The sequence below is a fragment of the Streptomyces fuscigenes genome (assembly GCF_021556455.1).
Classification (GTDB): Bacteria; Actinomycetota; Actinomycetes; order Streptomycetales; family Streptomycetaceae; genus Streptomyces; species Streptomyces fuscigenes.
Genome location: NZ_JAKGCV010000100.1, coordinates 1 through 14920 on the forward strand (window position 1 = coordinate 1; position 14920 = coordinate 14920).

The following is a 14920-nucleotide window of genomic DNA, read 5'->3' on the forward strand; positions in this document are numbered from 1 at the left end:
CCGTCGAGGCGGGCGCGCTGCCGTCGCTGCTCCCGGGCGGCCGCCCGGCCACCGACCCGCGGGCGCGCGAGGAGACCGCGGCGGCCTGGGGCGTGCGCGAACTCCCGCACCACTACGGGCGGGACACCGGCCAGATCGTGGAGGCGGCGGCAGCCGGCGAACTCGGCGCCCTGGTGGTCGCGGGGGTCGGGGTGGAGGACCTGCCCGACCCGGCCCGGGCCCGCGAGGCGCTGGACCGCGCCGGCTTCGTGGTCTCGTTCGAGCTGCGGCCGACCGAGGTGAGCGAGCGGGCCGACGTGGTCTTCCCGGTGGCGGCCGTGGCGGAGAAGCCCGGCACGTTCCTCAACTGGGAGGGCCGGCCCCGTCCGTTCGAGGCGGCGCTGAAGCCCGAGCAGATGACGGCGCGCCTCGCCCCGAGCGACGCCCGGGTGCTGCACATGCTGGCGGACGAGATGGACGTGGCCTTCGGCCTGCCCGACCTCGCGTCGGTACGGCGGGAGATCGACGCGCTCGGCCTGTGGACGGGGCCGCGTTCGACGCCCCCGTTCGAACCCTCCCAGCCGCTGCCGAGGCCCGGCGCGGGCGAGGCGATCCTGGCCGGCCACCGCATGCTGCTGGACCGCGGCGTCCTCCAGGAGGGTGACGAGGCGCTGGCCGGCACGCGGCACGCGGCCGTGGCGCGGCTGTCGCCGACGACGGCGGACGAGACGGGCGTGGCGCCCGGGGCCCTGCTCACCGTCACCGGCCCGGGCGGCGCGGTGACGCTGCCGCTCCAGGTCACCCGCGACCTCCCGGACCGCGTCGTGTGGCTGCCGCTGAACTCCACCGCGGAGACGACGGGCGCGGCGGCGGGCACCCCGGTCGCTCTCGCACCGGCGGCTCCCGGAGCGGGGGCCGATGCCGACCCGGCGGCGGGCACCGGTCCGGCGGGCGGCGCCCCGGCGGCCGGCGGCGCGAGCGGCGACCCGACGAACCCGTCGACCGACACCCCGGAGGCGCGGCGATGAGCCCGACCATGATGCTGGCCGCCGAGAACCTGTCGCTGTTCGGCAGGGACCCGTGGTGGCTCGTGATCGTCAAGGCGATCTTCTGCTTCGCGTTCCTCATGGTGACGGTCCTCTTCTCCATCGTGTGGGAGCGCAAGGTCGTCGCCTGGATGCAGCGGCGCATCGGCCCCAACCGGCACGGGCCCTGGGGCATGCTGCAGTCCCTCGCCGACGGCATCAAGCTGATGCTGAAGGAGGACCTCGTCGTCCGCCGGGCCGACAAGTTCGTCTACGTGCTCGCGCCGATCGTCGGCGCGGTGCCGGCCTTCATGGCGATCGCGGTGATCCCCTTCGGGCCGGCCGGCGACGAGATCTCGATCTTCGGCACCCGCACCACGATGCAGCTCACCGACCTGCCGATCGCGATGCTCTACGTCCTCGCGTGCGCGTCCGTCGGCATCTACGGCATCGTCCTCGCGGGCTGGTCGTCCGGCTCGACGTACCCGCTGCTCGGCGGGCTCCGCTCGTGCGCGCAGATGATCTCCTACGAGATCGCGATGGGCGCCGCGTTCGCGTCGGTGTTCCTCTACTCCGGGTCGATGTCGACGTCCGCGATCGTGGACGCCCAGAAGGACCGGTGGTTCATCGTCCTGCTGCCGGTGTCCTTCATCATCTACATCGTCACGATGGTGGGGGAGACCAACCGCGCCCCCTTCGACATGCCGGAGTCCGAGGGCGACCTCGTCGGCGGCTTCAACACCGAGTACTCGTCCATCAAGTTCGCGATGTTCATGCTCGCCGAGTACGTGAACATGGTGACGGTCTCGGCCGTGTCGACGACCCTCTTCCTCGGCGGCTGGCGCGCGCCCTGGCCCATCTCGACGTTCTGGGAGGGCGCCAACCACGGCTGGTGGCCGATCCTCTGGTTCGTCGTCAAGGTGCAGCTGCTGCTGTTCTTCTTCATCTGGCTGCGCGGCACCCTGCCCCGAGTCCGCTACGACCAGCTGATGAAGCTGGGCTGGAAGGTCCTGATCCCCGTCTCGGTGGTCTGGCTGATGCTCGTGGCGACCGTGCGGGCCCTGCAGAACCGGCACTACGACTTCACGTCGATCCTCCTGTACGTCGCGGGGGCGGTCATCGCGATCCTGCTGATCTCCTTCGTGGCCGACATGTTCCGCGGCCGGGGAGAGAAGGCCGAGGAGGCCGCCGAGCAGGCGGCGGGCCCACCGGAGTTCGACCCGATGGCGGGCGGGTTCCCCGTGCCGCCGCTGCCCGGCCAGACACTTCCGTCCGTTCCGCGCAGAAATCCGCGCCGCAGGCGTGAGCTCATCGCCACTGGCGTGTCCAACACAGAGAGCGACGGGAAGGAGGAGAGCGGTGTCTGACAGCAACAGCCCCGAGGGGGGCGGCCAGGGCGGGGCCCCGGCCGGAAGCGTGCCCCCGTTGCCGAAGAATCCCGTGGCCGGGTTCGGAGTCACCTTCTCCGCCATGTTCAAGCGGCGGCTCACGGAGCAGTACCCGGAGCAGGAGAAGGTGACGGCCCCGCGCTTCCACGGCCGCCACCAGCTCAACCGGCATCCGGACGGCCTGGAGAAGTGCGTCGGCTGCGAACTGTGCGCGTGGGCCTGCCCGGCCGACGCGATCTACGTGGAGGGCGCGGACAACACCGACGAGGAACGGTACTCGCCGGGCGAGCGCTACGGCCGCGTCTACCAGATCAACTACGCCCGCTGCATCCTGTGCGGCCTGTGCATCGAGGCGTGCCCCACCCGGGCCCTGACGATGACCAACGAGTTCGAGCTCGCCGACTCCTCCCGGCAGAACCTGATCTACACCAAGGACCAGCTGCTCGCCGGCCTGGAGGAGGGCATGGTCGACTCGCCGCACGCCATCTACCCGGGCACCGACGAGCAGGACTACTACCGCGGCCGGGTCACCGAGGCCGCGCCGGGCACGGTCCCGCAGGTGGCGTTCACCAAGGGGGAGCACCCCCAGGAGGGCGCGTCCGACTTCGGTGAGGACGAGCCCGCGTCGAAGAGGGTGATCGGCGGATGAGTCCCGCGGACGTGAGCACGCTGGCCGCGTCGGCCGCGTACCAGACCTCGACCGGGGAGGCCGTGCAGTTCTGGGTCCTCGGCGTCGTCGCGGTGATCGGCGCGCTGTGCACGATCCTGATGCGCAAGGCGGTCCACAGCGCCCTGTGCCTGGCCGGGACGATGATCGTCCTGGCGGTGTTCTACCTGGCCAACGGCGCCTACTTCCTCGGCATCGTGCAGATCGTGGTCTACACGGGCGCGATCATGATGCTGTTCCTCTTCGTGGTGATGCTCGTCGGCGTGAGCGCCGCGGACTCCCTCCAGGAGACCCTGAAGGGGCAGCGCTGGCTGGCCGCCCTGTGCGGCGTCGGCTTCGGCGTCCTGCTCATCGCGGGCATCGCCAACGCCTCGCTGCGCTCCTGGAACGGCCTCGGCCACGCCAACGCGAACGGGAACCCGCAGGGCCTGGCCGCGCTGATCTTCACCAAGTACGTGTTCGCCTTCGAGCTCACCGGCGCGCTGCTGATCACCGCGGCCGTCGGCGCCATGGTGCTGACGCACCGCGAGCGCGTCGAGCGGGCCAAGACGCAGCGGGAGCAGTCGCAGGAGCGCGTCCGCAAGGGCGTCCAGCTCCCGCCGCTGCCGGCCCCGGGCGTCTACGCCCGGCACAACGCGGTGGACGTCGCGGGCCTCCTGCCCGACGGCACCCCCTCCGACCTGACGGTCATGCAGACCCTCAAGGGCCGGGGCCAGATCCGCGACGTGTCGCAGGAGGCCATCGCCGACCTGAAGGCGCTGGAGCAGCGCTCCGAGAGCCGGCTCGGCCGCGAACGCGGCGAGGGCACGGGCGCGGGCGCCGCGGGGCGCGAGGACCGCGAAGGACGCGAGACAACGGAGGGGGCCACCCGATGAATCCGGTCTACTACCTCTATCTGGCATCGCTGCTGTTCACGATCGGCGCGGCGGGTGTCCTGATCCGGCGGAACGCGATCGTGGTGTTCATGTGCGTGGAGCTGATGCTCAACGCGTGCAATCTCGCGTTCGTCGCGTTCTCCCGCCTGCACGGCAATCTCGACGGCCAGATCATCGCCTTCTTCACGATGGTCGTGGCCGCGGCGGAGGTCGTCGTCGGCCTCGCCATCATCGTGTCGATGTTCCGCGCCCGCCACTCGGCCTCGGTCGACGACGCCAGCCTGATGAAGCTCTGAGGGGTCGCTGAATCGTGGACAATCTCATCGCGCTGCTCATCGCGGCGCCATTGCTGGGGGCCGCTGTGCTCCTGTGCGGCGGGCGGGCCCTGGACCGGGTGGGCCACTGGCTCGGCACGGTGCTCGCCGCCGCCTCCTTCGTCATCGGGGCCGTGCTGTTCGTCGACATGCTGGGCAAGGGCGCCGACGCGCGCACGATGCACCAGCACCTGTTCACCTGGGTGCCCGTCGCCGGGTTCAAGGCGGACATGGGCTTCCAGCTCGACCAGCTGTCGATGACGTTCGTCCTGCTGATCAGCGGGGTCGGCACGCTCATCCACCTGTACTCGGTGGGCTACATGGCGCACGACGAGCGCCGCCGCCGCTTCTTCGGATACCTGAACCTCTTCCTCGCGGCGATGCTGCTGCTCGTCCTCGCCGACAACTACCTGCTGCTGTACATGGGCTGGGAGGGTGTCGGCCTCGCCTCGTACCTGCTGATCGGGTTCTGGCAGCACAAGCCGAGCGCGGCGACCGCGGCGAAGAAGGCGTTCCTCGTCAACCGCGTCGGCGACATGGGCCTGTCGATCGCGATCATGCTGATGTTCACCACGTTCGGCACGTTCGCCTTCGGGGGCGTGTTCGGCGCGGCGGACGGCGCGAGCGAGGGCAAGCTCACGGCGATCAGCCTGATGCTGCTGCTCGCGGCCTGCGGCAAGTCCGCGCAGGTGCCGCTGCAGTCCTGGCTCGGCGACGCGATGGAGGGCCCGACGCCGGTGTCGGCGCTGATCCACGCGGCGACGATGGTGACCGCGGGCGTGTACCTCATCACCCGGTCCTCGGCCGTCTTCAACGGCGCGCCGAACGCCCAGTTGGTGGTGGTCGTGGTCGGGGCGGTCACGCTGATCTTCGGTGCGATCGTCGGTTGCGCGAAGGACGACATCAAGAAGTCCCTCGCCGGGTCGACGATGTCGCAGATCGGGTACATGATCCTCGCGGCCGGGCTCGGCCCGATCGGCTACGTCTTCGCGATCATGCACCTGGTGACGCACGGCTTCTTCAAGGCCGGTCTGTTCCTCGGCGCGGGCTCCGTGATGCACGGCATGAACGACGAGGTCGACATGCGCAAGTACGGCGGTCTGCGCAGGTACATGCCGGTCACGTTCGTCACGTTCGGACTCGGCTACCTCGCGATCATCGGCTTCCCGGGCCTGTCCGGCTTCTTCTCCAAGGACAAGATCATCGAGGCGGCCTTCGCGAAGGGCGGCACCGAGGGCTGGATCCTCGGCGCGGTCACGCTGCTCGGCGCCGCGATCACCGCGTACTACATGACGCGGATGATGCTGATGACGTTCTTCGGCGAGGAGCGCTGGCGCCACGCGGAGACCCGCTCGCCCGACGCGCCGAGCGCGGAGCCGGCCGCGGCCGGGCGGGGCGCGCACGACGAGCCGCACCCGCACGAGTCGCCCTGGATCATGACGATCCCGATGATCGTCCTCGCGGTCGGCTCGGTCGGCGCGGGCGCCTTCTTCGGCATCGGCAACCGGTTCCTGAACTGGCTGGAGCCCGTCACGGGCCACAGCGAGGGCCACTCGCCGGTCAGCGCCGGCGTCGTCACCACGGCCACGATCGTGCTGCTGCTCGTCGGCGTCGGCATCGCCTACCTGCAGTACGGCAGGCGTCCGGTGCCCGCGGTCGCGCCCCGCGGCTCGCTGCTCACCCGCGCGGCCCGCCGCGACCTGCTCCAGGACGACTTCAACCACGTGGTCCTGGTCCGGGGCGGCGAGCACCTGACCCGTTCGCTCGTGTACGTGGACCACTCGCTGGTGGACGGAGTGGTCAACGGGACGGCGGCGTCGTTCGGCGGCCTGTCCGGCCGCCTGCGCAAGGTGCAGAACGGCTATGCGCGTTCCTACGCGCTCTCGATGTTCGGAGGTACGGCTGTGGTCGTCGCCGCGACGCTGTTGATGAGGGCGGTGTGAGTGCGATGTCGTTCCCCTTTCTGACCGTCACGGCCGCACTGCCCGCCGCCGGCGCGATCGTCACCGCGGCGGTGCCCGCCGCGCGGCGCACGGCCGCCAAGTGGACCGCGCTGCTGTTCTCGATCGCGACCCTGGCCCTGGCGGCCGTCGTGGTCGTGAAGTTCGACCCGGGCGGCAGCGGTCCGTTCCAGCTGACCGAGTCGCACACGTGGATCAAGGACTTCGGGGTCTCGTACGACCTCGGCGTCGACGGCATCGGGGTGGCGCTGCTCGCGCTGACCGCACTGCTGATCCCGTTCGTGATCCTCGCGGGCTGGCACGACGCCGACGTCCTCGAGGGCGCCGAGCCCAACCGCAGGTGGCGGCCGACGCAGGGCTTCTTCGCGCTGATCCTGGCGGTCGAGGCGATGGTGATCCTCTCCTTCGAGGCCACCGACGTCTTCCTCTTCTACCTGCTGTTCGAAGCCATGCTCATCCCGATGTACTTCCTCATCGGCGGCTTCGGCGACCGGGCGCACGCCGGCGGGGACGAGGCGGCGGCCACGCAGCGCAGCTACGCGGCCGTGAAGTTCCTCCTCTACAACCTGGTCGGCGGCCTGATCATGCTGGCCGCGGTCATCGGGGTGTACGTCGTGGCGGGCACGTTCTCGCTCACGGACATCGCGCACCTGCGGGCCAGCGGCGACCTGTCGATGGCGACGTCCACCGAGCGCTGGCTGTTCCTCGGCTTCTTCTTCGCCTTCGCGGTGAAGGCCCCGCTGTGGCCGGTGCACACCTGGCTGCCGAACGCGATGGGGGAGTCCACGGCGCCGGTCGCGGTGCTGATCACGGCGGTCGTCGACAAGGTCGGCACGTTCGCCATGCTCCGCTTCTGCCTCCAGCTCTTCCCCGAGGCGTCCAAGTGGGCCACGCCGGTGATCCTGGTGCTGGCGCTGATCAGCATCGTCTACGGGGCGCTGCTCGCGGTGGGCCAGCGGGACATCAAGCGCCTGATCGCGTACGCGTCCATCTCGCACTTCGGCTTCATCATCATGGGCATCTTCGCCATGACGAGCCAGGGCCAGTCCGGCGCGACGCTGTACATGGTCAACCACGGCATCTCGACGGCGGCGCTCATGCTGGTGGCCGGCTTCCTGATCTCGCGGCGCGGCTCGCGCCTGATCAGTGACTACGGCGGGGTGCAGAAGGTCGCCCCGGTGCTCGCGGGCACGTTCCTGATCGGCGGGCTCGCGACGCTGTCGCTGCCGGGCCTGTCGCCGTTCGTCAGCGAGTTCCTCGTCCTGGTCGGCACGTTCAGCCGCTACCCGGTGATCGGGATCATCGCGACGATCGGCATCGTGTTGGCCGCGCTGTACGTGCTCGTCCTCTACCAGCGCACCATGACCGGGCCGGTGAAGGCCACGGTCCAGGGCATGCCGGACCTGAAGGTCCGGGAGCTGGTGGTGGTGGCGCCGCTGATCGCCCTGCTGATCTTCCTCGGCGTCTACCCGAAGCCCCTGACCGACATCGTCAACCCGGCGGTGCACCAGACCATGTCGCAGGTCGACCAGACCGATCCCCACCCCCAGTTGGAGGCGTCCCGATGAGCGCGCCAGCTGTCCACAGCCTGTGGACAACGACGGCGGCCGATTCGATCGGCAGCATCCCGTCGCCCCACATCGAGTACGGCCAGCTCTCCCCGGTGCTGATCGTCGCCGGTGTGGCGATGCTGGGCGTGCTGTTCGAGGCGTTCCTGCCGCGCAAGGCCCGCTACCACTCCCAGGTGATCCTCGCGGTCCTGGGACTCGCGGCCGCGTTCGCCGTGGTGGTGGCGCTGGCCGCCGACGGCTACGGCAGCGCCTCCAAGGCGCACATCGCGGCCGAGGGCGCGGTCGCGGTCGACGGGCCCGCACTGTTCCTCCAGGGCGTCATCCTCCTCACGGCGATCGTCGCGGTGTTCACGTTCGCGGAGCGCCGGCTCGACCCGGCCGCGGGCAGCCACCGCGTCGACTCGTTCGCCGCCGAGGCGGCCGCCGTGCCGGGCAGCGACGCGGAGAAGGACGCGACCAGGGCCGGGTTCACCACGACCGAGGTGTTCCCGCTCCTGATGTTCGCCGTGGCGGGCATGCTGGTCTTCCCCGCGGCCAACGACCTGCTGACGCTGTTCGTCGCGCTGGAGGTCTTCTCGCTGCCGCTGTACCTGCTGTGCGCGGTCGCGCGGCGCAAGCGGCTCATGTCGCAGGAGGCCGCGGTCAAGTACTTCCTGCTGGGCGCGTTCTCCTCGGCGTTCCTGCTGTTCGGGATCGCCCTGCTGTACGGCTACGCCGGCACCGTCACCTACGCGGGGATCGCGGACGTCGTCGACGGCACCGTGCGCAACGTGGACCCGGCCCTCGCCGGCACCATGGGCAACGACGCGCTGCTGCTGATCGGCGGCGGCATGCTGCTGACGGGCCTGCTGTTCAAGGTCGGCGCGGTGCCCTTCCACATGTGGACGCCCGACGTCTACCAGGGCGCGCCCACCCCGGTCACGGGCTTCATGGCGGCCGCCACGAAGGTCGCCGCGTTCGGTGCGCTGCTGCGCCTGCTGTACGTGGTCCTGCCGGGCATGACGTGGGACTGGCGCCCGGTGATGTGGGGCGTCGCGATCATCACCATGGTCGGCGGTGCCATCGTCGCCATCACCCAGACCGACATCAAGCGGCTGCTGGCGTACTCGTCGATCGCGCACGCGGGCTTCCTGCTCGCCGGTGTGATCGCGGCCTCGCCGGACGGCATCTCGTCGGTGCTGTTCTACCTGGTCGTCTACTCGTTCGTGACGCTCGGCGCCTTCGCCGTCGTCACCCTGGTGCGCGACGCGGGCGGCGAGGCCACGCACCTGTCCAAGTGGGCCGGGCTCGGCCGCCGTTCGCCGCTCGTGGCGGCCGTCTTCGCGATCTTCCTGCTGGCGTTCGCGGGCATCCCGCTGACGTCGGGCTTCTCGGGGAAGTTCGCGGTCTTCAAGGCCGCGGCGGCCGGGGGAGCGGTCCCGCTGGTCGTGATCGGTGTGATCGCCTCGGCGATCGCGGCGTTCTTCTACATCCGCGTGATCGTCCTGATGTTCTTCAGCGAGCCGAGGGCCGACGGCCCGACGGTCGCGGTCCCGTCCCCGCTGACGATGGTCACCATCGGCGTCGGCGTGGCGGTGGTCCTGGTGTTCGGCATCGCGCCGCAGTACTTCCTGGACCTGGCGAGCCAGGCGGGCACGTTCGCGCGCTGAACCGCTCCGGGCGTCGCACCCGTCCCGCAACGCACACGGCCCGGCTCCTCTCCGCACGGAGGGGGAGCCGGGCCGCGGCGCGGGTGCCTACAGGGAGCGGCGGCGCGCCGTGATCGCCGTCAGATCGAGATCGAGGTCGAACGGCACGGACGTCTTCAGCCGGTCGTGGAAGATCCCGGTGCTGGTGTAGACGCCGGTGGCGGGCTCCCGCTCGAAGACGTACACGACGGCACGGCCACCGCGGTTCTCCACCCGCCAGTAGTGCTCGATGGCCGCTCGGGCGTACTTCACCGGCTTCGTCTCGCGGTCCCGCGACACGGACTCGGGGGACACCACCTCGACGGCGAGGACCACGGCCGCCGCGGGCAGACGCGTCTGGGCCGGATCGTCGACGGCGTCGCCGCGCACCACGATCACATCGGGCTCGGGGCGGTTCTGCCGGTCGATGTCGATCGTGAACTCGCGTACGACCTCCAGGTCCGGGGGCGCCAGCGACTGCAGCTGCCAGGTGAAGAAGCTCACGGCCCGGCTGTGGAACAGGCTCTGGTGACTCGCGAAGACGAGGCTCCCGTCGATCAGCTCCGTGTGCGGAGGCAGGTGGGGAAGCCGGTCCAGGTCGTCGGCGGTCCAGCCGCCGGCCGGCGGCATGTTCCACTCGTGCTCCGGGTGGCCGGGGGCGGGCACCGGATCGGGTTCGGCACTCATTGCTGCTCCCATGGGACGCAGTCTCGCGGGCCTACTCAGCGTAACCGCCGGAAACATGATCATGCTCGCCTGAAGGGATGGCGGCGGTGTCGCGTGTTGACGCGGGCCCCCTCCTCGGCTCCCGGCGACCGCCGTGGCTGTCGGGTCCGCCGCCTCAGCTCTCGTCCCAGTGCCGGGGCGGCCCGCTCCGTCACTTCAGCTCCCGGTGACCGCCGGGGCGACCCGGCCCGTCACCTCGCCGAGCCCCACCCGCGTCCCGTCCGGGCCGGGGGCCCAGGCGCTCAGGACGACCTCGTCGCCGTCCTCCAGGTACGTGCGCTTGCCCGCCTCCAGGTCCAGCGGTTCCGCGCCGTCCCAGGTCAGTTCGAGCAGCGAGCCGCGCTGTGCGCGCTCGGGTCCGCTGACCGTTCCGGAGCCGTAGAGGTCGCCCGTGCGCAGCGAGGCGCCGTTCACGGTGAGGTGGGCGAGCTGCTGCGCTGCGGTCCAGTACATGGACGAGAACGGCGGGTGTGAGACCTCCTCGCCGTTGACGGAGACGGTGATGTGCAGGTCGAGGCCGCCCGGCTCGTCGTCGTGCGTGTCGTCGAGGTAGGGCAGCAGCGGTTCGGTGCGGGCCGGCGGTGCCACGCGTGCGGCGTCCAGGGCCTCCAGCGGCGTGACCCACGCGGACACCGACGTCGCGAACGACTTGGCGAGGAACGGGCCGAGCGGCTGCCCCTCCCAGGCCTGGATGTCGCGCGCCGACCAGTCGTTGAGCAGACACACGCCGAACACGTGGTCACGGAACGCGGCCAGCGGCACAGGCGCGCCCTGCGGGGAGGGAGCACCCACCACGAAGCCGACCTCGGCCTCGATGTCGAGCTTCGCCGTGGGTCCGAAGACGGGCCGGGGATCCCCCTCCGAAGCTGTCAAGGTTTTGCGTTGACCAGTCGGCCGCACGACATGCGTGCCGGAGACGACGACGGTGCCGGCGCGGCCGTGGTAGCCGACGGGCAGGTGCTTCCAGTTCGGGGTCAGCGCCCGCCCTCCCGGGCGCAGGATGGCGCCCGCGTTGGCCGCGTGGTGCTCGTTGGAGTAGAAGTCGGCGTAGTCGGCCACCGCGTACGGAAGGTGCAGTTCCACCGTGTCCAGCGGGTGCAGCAGCGGCTCCAGTTCGGCGCGGTGCGCCGGCACGCTCACCCATGCGGTCAGGGCGCGCCTGACGTCCCGCCAGGCCGTGCGTCCGGCCGCCATCAGCGGGCCCAGGTCACCGTGCGCGAGCAGCGCCTCGTACGGCGAGCCGAGGGCCCGTGCGGCGGCCCCGGCGTCCAGCACGCGGTCGTGCAGGCGCACTCCGAGGCGGCGCCTGCCGGGCTCGTCGGCGGTGGTGAACACGCCGTAGGGCAGGTTGTGCGGTCCGAAGAGATCGTCTCCGCCGCTGCTGCGCTCGGGCATCGCTGCGCCTCGCTTTCGGGTCGTCGGGGTGCGGGACACGTTACGGCGAGGTTCGTACCCACCGGACGCCGATCTACCGGCCCTGATCGGGTGGTGCGGACGCCGGAGCGGCTTCCGCCGGGCCGTGCCGCGGCGCGTGATCCGCTGCGGCGTGGGTGATCGTTGCGTTCTGACGCAGGGTCACAGTGCTTGTTGCGAAACGAAGTATAGATTTGACATAAACGCGTCGACATATTGCGGAGCTGTGTCGAGAGGATTACGGTCCCCCTTGCCCGGACGGCTCGTTCCGGCCCTTCGGGCGTGCTCCTCCCCGCACCACCCAGCTCGAGCTCCTCGCATCCCCCTCTGACCGCGGTGCCGTGCGCACGGGCGCCTGCGCCGCGTCGAAAGGAGCAAGGCCACGTGATCCAGTCCCTGCGCGTCCTGAGAAGGGCGCTCCTCGTCACGGCCGGCAGTACGCTGCTGGCCGCGGGCGGGGTGGCCGCGGTGCCCGCGGCCACGGCCTTCGCGGCACCGGCGCCCTCACCGGCCGCGGCCGCCGCGGCCACCGGCGGCAGCGGAGCCAACCTCGCCTACGCCGAGGTGCAGGCCGAGAATTCGGCGACCAACGGAAGCGTCATCGGCCCCAGTTACGCCCAGGGCCAGCTGGCCGACGAGGCGTCGTACCGCAAGGCGGTGACCCTCCAGGGCACCGGCAAGTACGTCACCTTCACCACGCCGGTGGCGACCAACTCGATCGACTTCCGCTACAGCATCCCCGACACCTCGGGCGGCTCGGTCTACCACGCCCCGCTCTCGCTCTACGTCAACGGCACCAAGCAGAGCGACTTCAGCCTGACCAACGCCTACAGCTGGTACTACGGCAGCTACCCGTTCACCAACTCGCCCGGCAGCAACCCCCACCACTTCTACGACGAGGTCCACCGGCTGCTCCCGCAGACCTATCCGGCCGGCACGACCTTCAAGCTCCAGGTGGACTCGGGCGACACGGCCTCCTCCTACACGATCGACTTCGCCGACTTCGAGCAGGTCGGCGCGGCACTGACGCAGCCCTCGGGATCGGTCTCGGTGACGAGCCAGGGCGCCGACGCGAGCGGCCAGGCCGACTCCACCAACGCGTTCAACGCGGCGATCCGGGCGGCCGGCTCCGGCGGCACGGTGTGGATCCCGCCGGGCACGTACAACATCCCGGGCCACATCGCCGTGAACAACGTGACGGTCGCGGGCGCGGGCATGTGGTACTCCACGGTCACGGGCGCGGCCCCCGGCTTCTACGGCAACTCGGCGCCCTCGCCGAGCACGAACGTCCACCTGCAGAACTTCGCGATCTTCGGCGACGTCCAGGAGCGCAACGACAGCGCCCAGGTCAACGCGGTGGGCGGCGCGATGAGCAACTCGTCCGTGTCGAACCTGTGGATCGAGCACGACAAGGTCGGGGCCTGGATGGACGGCCCGATGGACAAGCTGACGCTCAGCGGCCTGCGCATCCGCGACACCACCGCCGACGGCATCAACTTCCACGGCGGGGTCACCAACTCGACGGTGACCAACAGCGAGATCCGCAACACCGGTGACGACGGCATCGCGACGTGGGCCGACTCCGCGCTCGGCGCCGACGCGAACGACACCATCTCCGACAACACCGTCTCGCTGCAGATCCTCGCGAACGGCATAGCGATCTACGGCGGCCACGACAACACGGTCAGCGGCAACCTCGTGCAGGACACCGGCCTGGCCCAGGGCGGCGGCATCCACGTGGGGCAGCGCTTCACGTCGACCCCGGTCGGCACGACCAACATCACCGACAACACCCTCGTCCGCGACGGCAGCCTCGACCCGAACTGGCAGTTCGGCGTCGGCGCGCTGTGGTTCGACGGCAGCCAGGGCGCCATCACCGGGCCGGTCAACGTCTCCAACGCGCTGATCCAGCAGAGCCCGTACGAGGCCGTCCAGTGGGTCGAGGGCACCGTCAGCGGCGTCAACCTCAACAACGTCACCATCGCCGGCACCGGCACCTTCGCACTCCAGGAGCAGACCGGCGGAGCCGCGAAGTTCACCAACGTCACCGCGACCGGGGTGGGCGCCTCCTCGCCCGTCTACAGCTGCGAGGGCGGCAACTTCCAGGTGACCGACGGGGGCGGCAACTCCGGGATCTCCGGCACGCCGTACTGCGGCGGCTGGCCCGCACCGAACTTCCCGCCCTACCCGGCCGAGGGCGTCACGACCTCGCCGAGCGCGCTGAACTTCGGCTCGGTCGCCACCGGCGGCACGAGCGCCGCGCAGACCGTCACGGTCGCCAACCCGACCGGCTCGGCGGCGGCCGTCACCTCCGTCGCCGCCTCCGGCGACTTCGCGCAGAGCAACACGTGCGGTTCGTCGATCCCGGCGAAGGGCTCCTGCACGGTCTCCGTCACCTTCAAGCCGACCGCGGGCGGCGCCCGCACCGGGTCGCTGACGGTCAAGGCGGGCGGCGCCACCGACACCGTGGCACTGTCCGGCACCGGCGTGGCGCCGGGGCCCGTCCTGTCCGCCGACCCGGGCAGCCTGGCCTTCGCCGGCACGGTCGTCGGCCAGAGCGCGGCCACGCAGACGGTGAAGTTCACCAACTCCGGCACCTCCGCGGCGACCGTCTCGGGGGTGAGCACGTCCGGCGACTTCAGCCAGACCAACACCTGCTCGACCCTGGCGGCGGGCGCCTCCTGCACTGCGACCGTCACGTTCAAGCCGACCGCGGCCGGCACGCGCAGCGGCACCCTGACCGTCAGCAGCAACGCCAACAACGGTCCCACGACCGTCTCGCTCTCGGGCAGCGGCATCGGCAGCACCACGAACCTGGCGGCCGGCCGGCCCGCGTCGGCCAGCACCAGCAACAACCCGTACGTGGCGTCGAACCTGACCGACAACGACGCGTCCTCGTACTGGGAGAGCCAGAACGGCTCCTTCCCGCAGTGGGCGCAGGTCGACCTCGGCGCCTCGTACAAGGTCGGCAAGGTCACCCTGAAGCTCCCGCCGGCCACGGCGTGGAACACGCGCCAGGAGACCCTGTCGGTGCTGACGTCCACGGACGGCACGAACTTCACGACGGCCGTGGCCTCCGCCGCCCGTACCTTCGACCCGAACGCCAACCAGAACACGGTGAGCATCACGGTGCCGGGCAACACCGCCCGGTACGTGCGGATCAACATCACCGCCAACACCGGCTGGAACGCCGGGCAGCTCTCCGACCTGGAGGTCTTCCCGACGAGCTGAGCACGGGCGCCCACCGGTCCCGGACGGCGGGCCGGCCCCGCCGTCCGGGCCGCACGCCCCGCGCCGCCGCGTACGCACCCCGTACGCGGCGGCGCGGTCGTGC

At 70.9% G+C, this 14920-nt stretch carries 11 protein-coding genes; 9 read left to right on the forward strand and 2 right to left on the reverse strand.

The features are described from left to right. The 8 genes from L1885_RS11445 to nuoN form a co-directional block, all read left to right on the forward strand. The coding region (locus tag L1885_RS11445; protein WP_235796953.1) for a molybdopterin-dependent oxidoreductase at window positions 1-1007 on the forward strand (1007 nt) is incomplete at its 5' end. After that, the gene (nuoH, locus tag L1885_RS11450) at window positions 1004-2371 is read left to right on the forward strand and encodes an NADH-quinone oxidoreductase subunit NuoH (RefSeq protein WP_235796954.1); all 1368 of its coding nucleotides are present in this window, start codon (window positions 1004-1006) and stop codon (window positions 2369-2371) included. The genes L1885_RS11445 and nuoH, both read left to right, overlap by 4 nt. 49 nt (window positions 2372-2420) lie before the next feature. Further along, on the forward strand, window positions 2421-3041 hold the full coding sequence (gene nuoI / locus L1885_RS11455) for an NADH-quinone oxidoreductase subunit NuoI (RefSeq protein WP_235796960.1): 621 nt from the start codon (window positions 2421-2423) through the stop codon (window positions 3039-3041). Continuing rightward, on the forward strand, window positions 3038-3934 hold the full coding sequence (locus L1885_RS11460; protein ID WP_235796955.1) for an NADH-quinone oxidoreductase subunit J: 897 nt from the start codon (window positions 3038-3040) through the stop codon (window positions 3932-3934). Before nuoI ends, L1885_RS11460 begins: the two co-directional genes overlap by 4 nt. Beyond that, a complete protein-coding gene (gene nuoK, locus L1885_RS11465) occupies window positions 3931-4230 on the forward strand; it encodes an NADH-quinone oxidoreductase subunit NuoK (protein WP_030904048.1) in 300 nt (99 codons plus the stop codon). Before L1885_RS11460 ends, nuoK begins: the two co-directional genes overlap by 4 nt. A 14-nt stretch (window positions 4231-4244) precedes the next feature. Beyond that, window positions 4245-6191: an NADH-quinone oxidoreductase subunit L gene (gene nuoL, locus L1885_RS11470; RefSeq protein ID WP_235796956.1), complete on the forward strand. Its 1947-nt coding sequence runs from the start codon at window positions 4245-4247 to the stop codon at window positions 6189-6191. 5 nt (window positions 6192-6196) lie between these two features. Next, window positions 6197-7777, forward strand: coding sequence for an NADH-quinone oxidoreductase subunit M (locus L1885_RS11475; protein ID WP_235796961.1), 1581 nt, complete (start codon window positions 6197-6199; stop codon window positions 7775-7777). Next, window positions 7774-9429, forward strand: coding sequence for an NADH-quinone oxidoreductase subunit NuoN (nuoN, locus tag L1885_RS11480; protein WP_235796957.1), 1656 nt, complete (start codon window positions 7774-7776; stop codon window positions 9427-9429). The genes L1885_RS11475 and nuoN overlap by 4 nt, the downstream gene beginning before the upstream one ends. 87 nt (window positions 9430-9516) lie before the next feature. On the opposite strand, the gene L1885_RS11485 is transcribed toward nuoN, so the two are convergent. Together L1885_RS11485 and fahA are read right to left on the reverse strand one after the other, a co-directional pair. Then, the gene (locus L1885_RS11485; protein WP_235796962.1) at window positions 9517-10134 is read right to left on the reverse strand and encodes a Uma2 family endonuclease; all 618 of its coding nucleotides are present in this window, start codon (window positions 10132-10134) and stop codon (window positions 9517-9519) included. A gap of 195 nt (window positions 10135-10329) precedes the next feature. Beyond that, window positions 10330-11568: a fumarylacetoacetase gene (gene fahA / locus L1885_RS11490; RefSeq protein ID WP_235796958.1), complete on the reverse strand. Its 1239-nt coding sequence runs from the start codon at window positions 11566-11568 to the stop codon at window positions 10330-10332. A 402-nt stretch (window positions 11569-11970) separates the two neighbouring features. Here fahA and L1885_RS11495 point away from each other — a divergent pair, with 402 nt between their 5' ends. Then, window positions 11971-14817 carry a choice-of-anchor D domain-containing protein gene (locus L1885_RS11495; RefSeq protein WP_235796959.1) on the forward strand — a complete coding sequence of 949 codons (2847 nt, stop codon included), beginning with the start codon at window positions 11971-11973 and terminating at the stop codon, window positions 14815-14817. Window positions 14818-14920: the final 103 nt, after the last annotated feature.

Bases quoted from the DNA above. Each gene is read 5' to 3' on its own strand.
- L1885_RS11485 (WP_235796962.1), bottom strand. From the start codon at position 10,134: ATGAGTGCCGAACCCGATCCGGTGCCCGCCCCCGGCCACCCGGAGCAC.
- fahA (WP_235796958.1), bottom strand. From the start codon at position 11,568: ATGCCCGAGCGCAGCAGCGGCGGAGACGATCTCTTCGGACCGCACAAC.
- L1885_RS11475 (WP_235796961.1), top strand. From the start codon at position 6,197: ATGTCGTTCCCCTTTCTGACCGTCACGGCCGCACTGCCCGCCGCCGGC.
- nuoK (WP_030904048.1), top strand. From the start codon at position 3,931: ATGAATCCGGTCTACTACCTCTATCTGGCATCGCTGCTGTTCACGATC.
- L1885_RS11460 (WP_235796955.1), top strand. From the start codon at position 3,038: ATGAGTCCCGCGGACGTGAGCACGCTGGCCGCGTCGGCCGCGTACCAG.
- nuoH (WP_235796954.1), top strand. From the start codon at position 1,004: ATGAGCCCGACCATGATGCTGGCCGCCGAGAACCTGTCGCTGTTCGGC.
- nuoN (WP_235796957.1), top strand. From the start codon at position 7,774: ATGAGCGCGCCAGCTGTCCACAGCCTGTGGACAACGACGGCGGCCGAT.